General features: G+C 41.6%; 14 protein-coding genes. All 14 read right to left on the bottom strand.

Annotation, left to right across the window (positions count from 1 at the left end):
- Positions 1-32: 32 nt before the first annotated feature.
- The 14 genes from SLH55_RS10675 to rimP all read right to left on the bottom strand — a co-directional run bounded on the left by SLH55_RS10675 (position 33) and on the right by rimP (position 12,781).
- A complete protein-coding gene (locus SLH55_RS10675; RefSeq protein WP_206850898.1) occupies positions 33-266 on the bottom strand; it encodes a YlmC/YmxH family sporulation protein in 234 nt (77 codons plus the stop codon).
- A gap of 134 nt (positions 267-400) precedes the next feature.
- Positions 401-1,642, bottom strand: a complete 1,242-nt coding sequence (locus SLH55_RS10670; protein WP_219168828.1) for a M16 family metallopeptidase — start codon at positions 1,640-1,642, stop codon at positions 401-403.
- A gap of 28 nt (positions 1,643-1,670) precedes the next feature.
- Complete coding sequence (locus SLH55_RS10665) at positions 1,671-2,675, bottom strand: polysaccharide deacetylase family protein (RefSeq protein ID WP_219168829.1); 1,005 nt, start codon at positions 2,673-2,675, stop codon at positions 1,671-1,673.
- A gap of 145 nt (positions 2,676-2,820) precedes the next feature.
- Entirely contained in the window at positions 2,821-4,944 is a 2,124-nt protein-coding gene (gene pnp, locus SLH55_RS10660; RefSeq protein WP_320323371.1) for a polyribonucleotide nucleotidyltransferase, read from the bottom strand.
- Positions 4,945-5,284: 340 nt separating this feature from the next.
- The gene (gene rpsO, locus SLH55_RS10655; protein ID WP_034760125.1) at positions 5,285-5,554 is read right to left on the bottom strand and encodes a 30S ribosomal protein S15; all 270 of its coding nucleotides are present in this window, start codon (positions 5,552-5,554) and stop codon (positions 5,285-5,287) included.
- Between the two features lie 135 nt (positions 5,555-5,689).
- A complete protein-coding gene (gene ribF, locus SLH55_RS10650; protein WP_219168831.1) occupies positions 5,690-6,640 on the bottom strand; it encodes a bifunctional riboflavin kinase/FAD synthetase in 951 nt (316 codons plus the stop codon).
- Between the two features lie 18 nt (positions 6,641-6,658).
- Positions 6,659-7,567 (bottom strand): tRNA pseudouridine(55) synthase TruB, encoded by a 909-nt coding sequence (gene truB, locus SLH55_RS10645; RefSeq protein WP_219168832.1) that lies wholly within the window; start codon positions 7,565-7,567, stop codon positions 6,659-6,661.
- A gap of 99 nt (positions 7,568-7,666) precedes the next feature.
- Positions 7,667-8,035: a 30S ribosome-binding factor RbfA gene (rbfA, locus tag SLH55_RS10640; RefSeq protein ID WP_060669663.1), complete on the bottom strand. Its 369-nt coding sequence runs from the start codon at positions 8,033-8,035 to the stop codon at positions 7,667-7,669.
- A 54-nt stretch (positions 8,036-8,089) separates the two neighbouring features.
- The gene (locus SLH55_RS10635; protein WP_219168833.1) at positions 8,090-8,368 is read right to left on the bottom strand and encodes a DUF503 domain-containing protein; all 279 of its coding nucleotides are present in this window, start codon (positions 8,366-8,368) and stop codon (positions 8,090-8,092) included.
- Positions 8,365-10,527 (bottom strand): translation initiation factor IF-2, encoded by a 2,163-nt coding sequence (gene infB, locus SLH55_RS10630; protein WP_219168834.1) that lies wholly within the window; start codon positions 10,525-10,527, stop codon positions 8,365-8,367. The genes SLH55_RS10635 and infB overlap by 4 nt, the downstream gene beginning before the upstream one ends.
- Before the next feature lie 4 nt (positions 10,528-10,531).
- On the bottom strand, positions 10,532-10,849 hold the full coding sequence (locus SLH55_RS10625; protein WP_219168835.1) for a YlxQ family RNA-binding protein: 318 nt from the start codon (positions 10,847-10,849) through the stop codon (positions 10,532-10,534).
- Between the two features lie 10 nt (positions 10,850-10,859).
- Positions 10,860-11,129 (bottom strand): RNase P modulator RnpM, encoded by a 270-nt coding sequence (gene rnpM / locus SLH55_RS10620; RefSeq protein WP_098351742.1) that lies wholly within the window; start codon positions 11,127-11,129, stop codon positions 10,860-10,862.
- Between the two features lie 12 nt (positions 11,130-11,141).
- Entirely contained in the window at positions 11,142-12,275 is a 1,134-nt protein-coding gene (gene nusA / locus SLH55_RS10615) for a transcription termination factor NusA (RefSeq protein WP_061809955.1), read from the bottom strand.
- 35 nt (positions 12,276-12,310) lie between these two features.
- Positions 12,311-12,781, bottom strand: a complete 471-nt coding sequence (gene rimP / locus SLH55_RS10610) for a ribosome maturation factor RimP (RefSeq protein ID WP_098351744.1) — start codon at positions 12,779-12,781, stop codon at positions 12,311-12,313.
- Positions 12,782-12,833 lie beyond the last annotated feature (52 nt).

Genomic DNA, 12,833 nt, shown 5'->3' with positions numbered 1-12,833 from the left:
ACTAACCCGTTTACACAATTGTATTGTTTCAGTTATTCTTCCGATACTTCCAAAATGATCATGTCTGCCCCAATCGTCCTGATTTGATGCCAGGGCACCCTGATTTCTCCACTTTGCTTTCTCAACCATTTTCCTGTTGGTATGATGAGGGCGTTGATACTGCCTGACTTATCATTGAATTCAAGATCAGTTTGACCCAGGATGCCTAAACGTTCCGCTTTTTTATAATCAACGATTTCTTTCCCGCTTAATTCACTTAGCCTCATTATTAGTATCCCTCCAAAAAAATGCTCTTTAGTACAATGTATACACTGTCCATTGTTTTAGAAGCAGAAAGTTTAACCTCGGTGGAGAGGATTGGCATGTAAAAAAGCAGACCAATAAAGTCTGCTTTTCTTGATTAATTCTTCATATTTTTTGGCAGAACTCCTTCAGGGCTGATAAGAGCCGAAGCATAATCATCTGTAAAGATGCTCAAGGCCAGTCTATTGACTTTATCCATCGTCACACCATCAATTTCTTCGACGATTTCATCCAGGGTACGGTGACGTTTCAATAGTAATTCATTTTTGCCATTTCTGCTCATGCGGCTATTGGTACTTTCCAGACTCAGCATCAGGTTCCCTTTTAATTGCTCTTTGCTGTTGAGTAATTCTTTAGAGGTGATTCCATCTGCTTTCAGTGTTTCAAGTGTACTGTTTATCGTATCGAATAATTGATCTAACTGATTTGCCCCCGTGCCTCCGTAAATGGTCACCATGCCGCTGTCCTCGTATGCTGAGTGGTATGAAAATACAGAGTATGCAAGTCCTCTCTGTTCTCGAACCTCCTGGAACAGACGGGATGACATACTGCCGCCCAATACGTTATTTAACACAATCAAATTGTATATATCAGGATGACCGATTTTAAGACCATCGAAACCTAAGCATAAATGGGCTTGTTCCGTGTCTTTCTTACGGGCGAGCTTGTTGTTGTGAAAAACAGGTTTCATACGATCTTCCGGCCCTTTGCCACCTTCATAGGACCCGAATAGCTTTTCGACTTCCTTGATGAATGTTTCGTCGACATTGCCTGCAACAGACACGACTACCTGGTCAGGAGTATACATATCATGCATGTACTCCTTTAACTTAGCCTGATTGAATGAGTTCAATGTGTCTTCGGTACCAAGGATCGGATACCCAAGTGGATGCTCTTCATAGATGGCTTTACTTAGTAAATCGTGAACGATATCGTCCGGAGTATCTTCATACATTTTGATTTCTTCATATACGACATTTTTTTCCTTCGTCAGTTCTTCTTCAACATAAGTTGAATTAAAAAACATATCTGAAAGTGTATGTAATGCGTAGTCGGCATGGTTGTCCAACACTTTTGCATAATAACAGGTATATTCCTTTGAAGTGAATGCATTGACCTGTCCGCCGATACTGTCGAATGACTCTGCTATTTCGCGTGCAGTCTTAGTCTTTGTACCTTTAAAGAACATATGCTCCAGAAAATGGGAAATTCCATTATTTTGTTCTGTTTCATTTCGTGAGCCGGTCCCAATCCAGACTCCTATTGCTACGGAGCGAACGTGTGGAATTTCTTCCAGCACGATTCGCAGTCCATTTTGGCATGTATATTTCTTAATCAAGAAAGTTCCTCCTATTCATGATGCAAAATTACTGCTTCTTCTTACTATTTCCCTGTTGTGACGAATTATCTGCATCATCTACGATTCTCTCTTCTTTTACTAAACTTGAGATCGTACCGAGCCGCAAATCTTTGTCTTTTATTTGAAGGATCAACGAATTTAAGGAATTCGCAGTTGAAGCTGTCGGATGCATGAGCACAATCGCGCCGTTGTGCATCTTTCGCATTACGCGTTCAATCAATACATCCGGCTGTGGCTTTTGCCAATCAATCGTGTCCACACTCCACATGATAGTCCTCATTTGCATTTCATCCGCAATGCTCACAACTTCATCCCGGTAACTGCCGCTTGGAGGAGCAAACCATTTCACTTTTTCCCCCGTAGTCACTTCAATCATTTCGTTCGTCTTTTTTAATTCCTCTCGTACCTTGGCGGTTTCTAACGTCTTCATATCCGGATGGGAGTAGGAGTGGTTACCCACCTCATGACCCGCATCCACAATCATCTTCGCCAGGTCCGGGTTATTCTTGACCCATCTCCCCTCTAGAAAGAACGTAGCATATACCTGATGTTTTTTCAAAGTTGCAAGCATATCGGGAATGTATTCATTGCCCCAAGCTACATTGATGATAAAGGACACCATGGGTTTATCAGGATTTCCGCGATAAACTGGTGAAGCGGGTAAATCTGGTAAATGTTTTTCAGGTGGTATTTGCTTGTAAATCAGTTTATCTTCATCAAACGATTTTTCTTTTTTCATATTTTTCAAGGATGCCTCTACATCTACTTTTAATCCATTATATCCTGGTGTAGCTTTCCAAACCGTATCGATTACAGCATCCTGGGCTGGAATTTCTCTCGATTTCGCTTCCTCTTTTATTATGCGGGTCAAGTCATTAGTCCCACTATCCCCATTCACAACTACCGCTTCTTGTTTTAATCCCGTCACATATCGATCTGTTATAGGATTCTCTACAACTACTAAAGTCAGAATAGCAATTAGACTAATTCCAATCAAGTATTTTTTTTCCATCCCTGTCCACCTTCCTTCTCCTACAAACATATGTAGGAAAAGAATAGCGTAGAACATCCGGCGCTAAAGCCGTTCAACAGATAAAAAAAGCCGTCCCGGAGGAGAGAAATTGCTCCTTACAGGACAGCCTGCCATTCTTTAAAGATTAACCTTGGTTTTGTTCTTCTTTTTCTCGCTGTTCTTTAAGAACGGCTTTTCTGGATAAGTTGACTCTTCCTTGATTATCGATGTCGAGTACTTTTACAAGGATTTCATCACCCATTGCCACTACATCTTCCACCTTGCGAATACGTTCTTCTGCAATCTCAGAAATGTGGACCAGGCCGTCTTTGCCACTGAAGATTTCTACAAATGCACCGAATTTCTCAATTCGTTTTACTTTTCCAAGATACATTTGTCCAGCTTCCACTTCTCTGACGATATCTTCAATCGTTTTCTTAGCCACTTTGTTCATCTCTTCGTCAGTTGAAGAAATGAAGATTGTACCGTCCTGTTCGATATCAATCTTAACACCAGTCTCATCGATGATTTTATTGATTTGTTTACCACTTGGTCCAATAACATCTCTGATCTTATCAGGATTGATATGCATCGTCAGGATCTTAGGTGCATATTGAGAAAGACTTGTTCTTGATTCTCCGATTGTAGAAAGCATGCTCTCTAGAATCTGCATTCTTCCTTTTTTCGCTTGTTGAAGGGCTTCTTCAAGGATTTCACGTGACAGTCCATCAATCTTGATATCCATTTGAAGAGCAGTTACTCCTTTAGATGTACCTGCTACCTTAAAGTCCATATCACCGAGGTGATCTTCCATTCCTTGAATATCCGTTAAGATAGAATAGTTTTCACCGGATTTGATCAGACCCATAGCAATTCCTGCTACAGGCGCCTTAATAGGCACACCGGCGTCCATCATCGCTAACGTACTTGCACAAATACTCGCTTGAGAAGTAGAACCGTTAGATTCAAGCACTTCAGAAACAAGACGGATTGTATAAGGGAAGTCTTTTTCATTTGGAATGATTGGATCCAGGGCTTTTTCTCCCAGTGCTCCATGTCCGATTTCACGACGGCCAGGTCCTCTGATCGGTCCTGTTTCCCCTACACTGAATTGAGGGAAATTGTAATGGTGCATGAATCGTTTTGATTCTTCGATTCCTAACCCATCAAGAACCTGTACATCACCTAAAGCACCCAGCGTACAAATACTTAGTGCTTGAGTTTGTCCACGAGTAAATAATCCTGAACCGTGTGTTCTTGGCAATAAACCGACTTCTGAAGAGAGTGGACGGATTTCGTCTACTTTACGACCATCAGGACGGACTTTATCTTCCGTTATCAAACGGCGAACTTCATTTTTCACAAGTTTGTCCAATACTTTTTTCACTTGCTTCAGGGCAGCTTCGTCAGCCTCCTTTTCTTCTTCATATACAGCCATTACCTTATCTTTTACAGCTTTTATCGCTTCTTCACGGGCATGCTTCTCCTGGACCTGGATGGCAGGGATCAGTTCGCTTTCACATAATGCACGAACTTCTGCTTCAACATCCTGATCAAGTTCAGCAAGTTGGATATCCAATTTCTCTTTACCGACTTTAGCAACGATTTCCTCCTGGAAGGCAACTAAACGCTTAATTTCTTCATGACCAAACATGATTGCTTCAAGCATTGTTTCTTCCGGAACCTCATCTGCACCCGCTTCTACCATGTTGATGGCATCTTTTGTACCGGCAACAGATAAATGAATTTCACTCTTCTCTAATTCCTCAACTGAAGGATTGATAATGAATTTACCATCAACTAGACCCACGATAACTCCGGCAATCGGACCTTCGAATGGGATATCAGATACAGAAAGGGCTAATGATGAACCAAACATTGCTGCCATTTCAGAAGAACAGTTTTGGTCTACACTCATCACAATGCTGATGACTTGAACTTCATTACGGAATCCATCTGCGAACAATGGTCGGATAGGACGGTCAATCAAGCGGCTGGCAAGGATTGCTTTTTCACTTGGGCGACCTTCACGTTTAATGAATCCTCCAGGGATTTTACCCACTGCATATAATCTTTCTTCATAGTTAACCGTTAATGGGAAGAAATCCAAAGGTTTTGGCTCTTTCGAAGCTGTAGCACTGCTTAATACTGCCGTATCACCATAGCGTACCATTACCGCTCCATTCGCTTGTTTGGCAAATTGGCCAACTTCGACCGTTAATTCTCTTCCAGCCCAATCAATGGAAAAGGTTTGTTTAGTTTGTTCCATAAAGTGTACCCCTCTCTTTATATATCACTAAAGGGTTCGGCCTGTACCCAACCCGGATAAACTTAAAAATAATCTATATCATGCACATTTGCGCTGTTATATTCGCTTGAATAAATCTTACTGACTATGTAAATACAGGATGCTGTATCATAGTGGTTGATTGAGCCGTCCATTGGTCAATCGAGTACTCTATGTACATATTATGTATTTTAGACAAAAACAATCAAATTGAATACTTTAAATAAAGAAAATGTATAAAAAGAAGTGGAGGATCATACAAAGATTTCCACTTATGAAAGCTAAAGAAAAAGCGGGACATAATCCCGCTTCCTTTGTCTGTTTATCGACGTAAACCTAATTTGTTAATTAACTCACGGTAGCGTTGTACATCTTTCTTACGTAAGTAAGATAATAGATTACGACGGTGACCTACCATTTTAAGAAGACCGCGACGAGAGTGGTGATCTTTCTTGTGAACGCGTAAGTGATCGTTCAGGTTGTTAATTTCTTCAGTTAGGACAGCAATTTGAACTTCTGGAGATCCAGTATCGTTCTCATGTACTTTGTATTCACTGATAAGTTCGTTTTTACGCTCTTTAGTGATAGCCATCCTTTTCACCTCCTAATAATTTCTTTCAAATCCCCTGTTACTGAGCAACCGTTGGTGAATCGTGATGCCAAGCAAAGGTTCATTTCATACGCTATTTAGAATACTACTCTTTTATATAAAAATCAAGTGTAATCGTTAAATTTTCGTAAAGTAGTCTATAGCCTGGTCCTTATCTTTCTGGATTTGAGAGATTAATTCGTCAATTCCGGAAAACTTCTGTTCATCCCTGATCCTATCATACCATTCTATGAACACTTCTTCTCCATAAATGGAAGTATGAAAATCGAAAAGATGAACTTCAATAGAGAGGGAGTAGTCATCGGGATTCTTGAACGTTGGTTTATAGCCAATGTTGCACACACCGTTGAACCATGTATCATGAATTTTCATCCTGACTGCATAGACCCCCACCTTTGGGGTCAGATAGTTATCAGAAAGCTCGATATTGGCTGTGGGAAAACCTATTTTCCTGCCTCTCTTATCTCCGTGTATGACAGTCCCCTTCATTTTAAATGGTCTGCCAAGGAGCCTCTGTACCCTGTAAACGTCTCCTTCTTTTAGGTTTTCCCTAATTAAGGTAGAGCTCACTTTCATATCCAGTTCATTATCTGTAAGTTTTGAAATAGTCGTGGATGTAAATTTATCCCGTGAGTGAAATGGAAGAGTTTCCATCGTTCCTTTCCCTAGTCTTCCATATGAATAATCATACCCTGCCACTACATGCCTTACATTTAGTCCGATAATATATTGATCAACAAAGTCCTGTGGAATCAAGCTTGCAAATTCTGATGTAAAGCGGACAATAAATAAATAATCCACGCCGAGTCCTTTAATGATTTCTTTCTTATCTTCAAGAGGTGTTATGTAGTGTATATGCTTGTGTTTATGCCCCAATACGACGGAAGGATGCGGGTCAAATGTCATCACAGCGCTACAGACGTTCATATCCTTCGCTGTATCTACGGCTGCCCTGATCACCCTCTGATGGCCTTTATGAACCCCATCGAAATATCCTAGTGCGAGTACCAGGGGGGGGAAATCATTCTTACTAATTGAATGTGGATGATGTACAGTTATTACTTTCACAGTATTTCACCTTTTTCACTAGTCGTTGAAAAGCACTTTGACAGGCTTGATAATCCCAGGCTTGTCCGGATGCCGCTGATAGATGGCAATGACCTTACCTTGATACTCCATCACTACCTCTGGGCCTTCTGGCCAATCCTCAGGCTCTTCTAAGCGTGCTCCGTTCTTCACTTTCTCTGCTAATGTATCACTAATTGCCTTTTTCGGCAAATGAGAAAGCCCCATTTCCAGTGGAAGAAGAAGGTCTTGTGAACGTTCAGTCAGAACGAACTCTTGTATCTCTTCGAAAGTGAAACAATCTTCTTTTCTAAAACTGGCAGATTGCGTCCGGGTGAGGGCGGACATATGAGCAGGATACCCAAGTCTTTTCCCGATTTCAACGGCAAGTGTTCTTACATAAGTCCCTTTCCCACATACTACTTCAAAAGAAAAAGCAGGATTATTCCTGTCTAACTCATTCCAATCCTCCAGTAATTGAAGACTATGGATATGAACCGTTCTTGAAGGCCTGTCAACTTCTATCCCCTGCCTTGCATATTCATATAACCGCTTTCCATTCACTTTGACCGCCGAAAACATTGGGGGTGTCTGAGTGATGTCTCCTGTCAGATCTTGAAGGATTTCTTCAACCTCCTTTCTCGTTATCATTCGGTCTACCTTCTTTTCTTGAACTTTCTCTCCCCACGCGTCTTCTGTTGTGGTGGAGGAGCCCAGGGTGACTTCCCCTTCATAGGTCTTTCCCGATGCCGTAATATACTCTGCTATCTTGGTTGCCCTTCCGATGCAAATGGGCAGAACCCCTGAGACTTCAGGGTCCAAAGTACCGGTATGGCCAACTTTCTTCGTTCTGAGAAGCTTTCTCAGCTTAAAGACACAATCATGGGATGTCATTCCCCGTGGCTTCCATAGGGGCAGGATTCCATTCATCTTTATACCTCCAGTGTGCATTGTAGAATATTTCAAAAAGGAAAACATAAAGGACCGACCCTTTGGAATTGTACTTCCGTCCGGATCAGCCCTTTCATGTTACTCTTCTGTATCTTTAGATTCTTCTGGTTCATCTTGAACTTTTCTTAATAAAGATTCAATATGATTACCATAATCAATCGATTCATCAAACTCAAAAATAATTTCAGGTGTTTTACGAAGGCGGATCCTCTGCCCTACTTCAGAGCGGATAAATCCTTTTGCCTTCGCGAGGCCCTTAAGAGTATTTTCTCTCTGGTCTTCCCCACCTAGAACGGTAATATACACTTTTGCCTGTTGTAAATCCCCGGATACTTGTACATCAGTAACCGTTACAAAGCCAATGCGTGGATCCTTTATTTTGCGTCCGATAATATCGCTGAGCTCTTTCTTCATTTGCTCGCTAACACGATTCGCACGATGGCTCATCAATATCACCTCTTATATTTCGTTAATGGTTATATGTTGATATAAGCCCGTTTATTATAGCGACTCGATTTGGGTATCCAGTCGTTCCCACTCAGGAAAAGAATCCATGAATTTCAATGCGTGTTCGATCTCCCGTTCGCTCGCTCCTTTGGAAGAAGCGACGGCAACGATGGCAATCCTGGTACGCTGCCAAACATCCTGATGCCCGATTTCAGCAACCGATACATTGAATTTTTGTTTAAGGCGTGTCATGATCCTTTGCAGGACAGCCCTCTTTTCTTTCAATGAGTGAGAGTCATAAATCATGCACTCACATTCAACATATGTGATCATTTACGTGTGATTTCTTCCATGATAAAGGCTTCGATGACGTCGCCTTCCTTCACATCATTAAAGTTCTTAATTGTAATACCGCATTCGTAACCTTTAGCTACGTCTTTTGCATCATCCTTAAAGCGCTTAAGGGCATCCAGTTCACCTTCGAAGATAACGATTCCGTCACGGATGAGTCGAACTCCGCTATCTCGTGAAATCTTACCTTCTGTTACATAGCTTCCCGCAATCGTACCGACTTTAGACACTTTAAATGTTTGACGGACCTCTGCCTGACCAATGATCTTCTCCTCGAATTCAGGGTCAAGCATCCCTTGCATAGCGGCTTCGATCTCTTCCATTACCTTATAGATTATGCGATGTAGTCGAATCTCTACGCCTTCTGCTTCTGCCGTACGTTTTGCATTTACATCAGGTCGAACGTTAAAACCGATCACAATGGCATTAGAAGCTGAAGCCAGTGTAATATCAGATTCATTGATAGCCCCCACACCTGTGTGGATGATCCGGATATTTACACCTTCAACTTCAATCTTCATTAACGAGGCTGCCAATGCTTCAACCGATCCTTGAACATCCGCTTTAAGCACAAGGTTCAAGTCTTTCATTTCCCCCTGTTTCATTTGTTCGAACAGGTTTTCAAGGCTTACCTTGGACTTTTCTCCACGCTGGGCTTGAAGCGCCTGGGATGCACGTGCTTCTCCAACAGAACGGGCAGTCTTTTCATCTTCGAATACGACGAAACGATCTCCCGCTTGTGGAACATCATTCAAACCAGTGATTTCAACTGGAGCAGAAGGTCCGGCTTCTTTCACACGGCGGCCAAGGTCATTGACCATTGCACGGACTCGTCCGAATGTAGTTCCTACTACGATTGGATCCCCTACTTTCAACGTTCCATTCTGAACGAGTAGAGTAGCTACAGACCCGCGGCCTTTATCCAATTGAGCTTCAATGACAGTTCCTTGTGCAAGACGATTTGGATTTGCTTTAAGCTCTTCCACTTCACTTACAAGAACGATCATTTCTAGAAGATTGTCGATCCCTTCACCTGATAATGCAGATAATGGTACGAAGATAGTGTCTCCACCCCATGCTTCAGGCACCAATTCATATTCGGTTAATTCCTGCATCACACGATCTGGATTGGCAGCTTCTTTATCCATTTTATTAACAGCAATGATGATCGGTACTTCTGCCGCTTTCGCATGGTTGATTGCTTCAACCGTCTGAGGCATGACACCGTCGTCAGCCGCTACAACGATAATCGCAATGTCCGTTACTTTGGCACCACGTGCACGCATAGTCGTGAAGGCAGCATGTCCCGGAGTATCAAGGAACGTGATTTTCTTGCCGTCCACTTCCACTTGATAAGCACCAATATGCTGAGTGATCCCGCCAGCTTCCCCCGCAGTTACTTTCGTATTACGGATTGAATCAAGCAGAGTGGTTTTACCATGGTCGACGTGACCCATGATGGTTACAACAGAAGGACGTTCTTCTACCTGATCTTCAGTATCTTCAGTGAAATAAACTTCCAGATCTGTAGCATCCACTTTAATTTCTTCTTCTACTTCGACTCCGTATTCCCCTGCAATCAATTCGATTGAGTCCTTATCCAGCTCCTGGTTGATGGTTGCCATGACACCAAGCATGAATAATTTTTTTATGATTTCAGAAGGCTCCTTATGAAGCTTTTTAGCAAGTTCTGAAACCGTTAATGACTCGGAGAACGTTATCTTTGAAGGAAGTTCTTTTTTCTTGGCAGGCTGTTGTTGCTGAGGAGCCTGTTTGAAATTTTTGTTTTGCTTATTTTGTCTGTTATTTTTGTTTTTGTTGTTATTGTTATTATTGAAGACCTTCTTCTCCTTTGATTGGTGCTGTTGCTCGTGTTTTTTTCCTTCACGGCTTTTAGGCGCTGTCTTTACTTTCTCCTTATTAGGAGCATCTTCTGACTTTGCACTTGTTTTTGAATCTTTTTGGGCAGATTGCCCTTTGGAATCACCTTTATACATTGCGTCTAATTTCGTTACTGCGTCATCTTCTATAGTTGCCATATGGTTTGATACCTCAATATTAAGTTGCTTTAATTTTTCGATTACATCTTTGCTTGAAACATTATATTTTTTTGCATATTCATAAACACGCGTCTTGCTCATATGTTCACCCCCACTGAGATTCATCGAGCAGTTCGGATAATTTTTTGGCAAAGCCTGCATCCATGATGGCTACGACTACCCTTGCCTCTTTTCCTATGGCTTGACCTAGATCATGCCTGTTTTCCACTAAGCATACCGGGACATGATACGATTTACATTTGTCCGTGATTTTCTTGTTTGTATTAGCAGAAGCATCTTTGGAAAGAATGACAAGTTTCGCTCGTCCACTACGAACTTCTTTAATAACAAGCTCTTCACCTGAAATAATCTTACGTGCCCGATTTGCCAATCCTAAAAGTGACATCCAACGATTCTGATTCATACGCTAAACGTTACTCCTTCTCCACAAGGCTAATCAATTCATCGTAAAGAGATTCATCTATTTTCGCTTGTAATTGATTGGCTAAAGTATTTTTCTTTTTAGCTTGTAAAATGACGTCTTTATCCTTCGAAAGATAAGCACCACGTCCGGATTTCTTTCCCGTCGGATCGATGGAAACCTCGCCTTCTTTGGATCTAACAATACGAATCATTTCTTTTTTTGGTTTCATCTCACCCGTTGCCACACATTTGCGCAAAGGAATCTTCTTGTTAACACCCATCTTACTCACCTCTTAATCTTGATTTTCAAAATCAATATTTAAAGGCTCGTTGTCGTACTCTTCCTCTTCATCCTGAGGTAAAAAGGCCTCTTCGCGAGGATACAACCCTAATTCCCTTGCATCTGTCTCACTCTTGATATCAATCTTCCAGTTTGTCAACTTAGCTGCAAGACGAGCATTTTGACCGCGTTTACCGATCGCAAGGGACAGTTGATAGTCGGGAACGACGACCCTGGTTGCTTTATCTTCTTCATTCACCTGTACATCCAATACTTTGGATGGACTTAAGGCATTGGCGACGAAAGTCACTGGGTCTTCCGACCACTGAACGATATCGATCTTCTCACCTTTTAATTCGTTTACAATGGCTTGAACACGGGCACCTTTGGTTCCTACACATGCACCTACCGGATCCACTTCAGGGTTTTCCGCATGAACAGAAATTTTAGAGCGGTCGCCGGCTTCACGTGCCACTGATTTAATTTCCACTGTTCCATCAAAGATTTCTGGAACTTCAATTTCGAATAGTCGTTTCAATAATCCAGGATGTGTCCTTGAAACAAAAATCTGAGGACCTTTTGTCGTCTTCTCTACTTTCGTAATGAACACTTTAATCCTGTCATGAGGTTTATATGTTTCATTTGGCATTTGCTCACTTACAGGTAAAAGTGCTTCGATCTTTCCTAATGCCACATAGATGAAACGATTATCCTGGCGTTGAACGATACCTGTCATAATGTCTTCTTCACGGTCAACAAATTCAGAATAGATAATTCCTCTTTCTGCTTCTCTCACACGTTGAGTCACAACCTGTTTAGCCGTTTGAGCTGCAATACGCCCAAAGTCCTTAGGAGTCACTTCAAGTTCCACAACGTCTCCTACTTCGTAACTTGGATTGATTTCTCCTGCATCTTCCACTGAAATCTCCAGACGTGAATCAAATACCTCATCTACGACTTCCTTCCGGGCGAAGACTCTCATCGTCCCCGTATCAAGGTTAAGGTCTACACGGACATTCTGTGCTTGGTTAAAATTTCGTTTGTAAGCTGAAACAAGGGCTGCTTCAATCGCTTCAATGATGACATCCCTTGCAATGCCTTTCTCTTTCTCTAAAACAGTTAGAGCATCTAATAACTGCGTGCTCATGGTGGTTTCATCCCCCTTTATAATGCGGTTCGTTCCTATGAAAATGTAACAGCCAATCGTGCAATGGCTATCTTATCTGTTGGAATTTCAACCTTCTTTTTTCGAGTCTTAATGGTTACTTCTAGTGATAATTGGTCTGAAGTATAGGAAAGAAGTGTCCCTTCGAAGGCTTTTTCGCCGTTCAAAGGCTCATACGTTTTTACATAAACGTTTTTGCCAATGGCTTTCTCGAAGTCCTTGTCTTTCTTTAAAGGACGTTCAGCCCCCGGTGAAGAAACTTCTAAAAAGTAATTATGAGGAATTGGGTCAATTTCATCTAACTTTTCACTAAGTCTTTCACTTACTATTCCACATTCTTCAATGTCAACACCTGAATCTTTATCGATGAATACACGAAGAAACCAGTTGGATCCTTCTTTTACATATTCCATGTCGATGAGTTCTAAAGACATGTCATCTAAGATTGGTGTAACAATTTCTTCTACAAGTGTTGTTATTTTGCTCATACTTACCTCCTGGTCTATAGGAAAATCTTGCACCAAGACTAGAAATGATAGT

This window comes from Rossellomorea sp. YZS02 (genome assembly GCF_033963925.1).
Taxonomy (GTDB): Bacteria; Bacillota; Bacilli; order Bacillales; family Bacillaceae_B; genus Rossellomorea.
The sequence above is the reverse complement of the archived record's forward strand: the minus strand, read 5'-3'. Positions and strand labels throughout refer to the sequence as shown.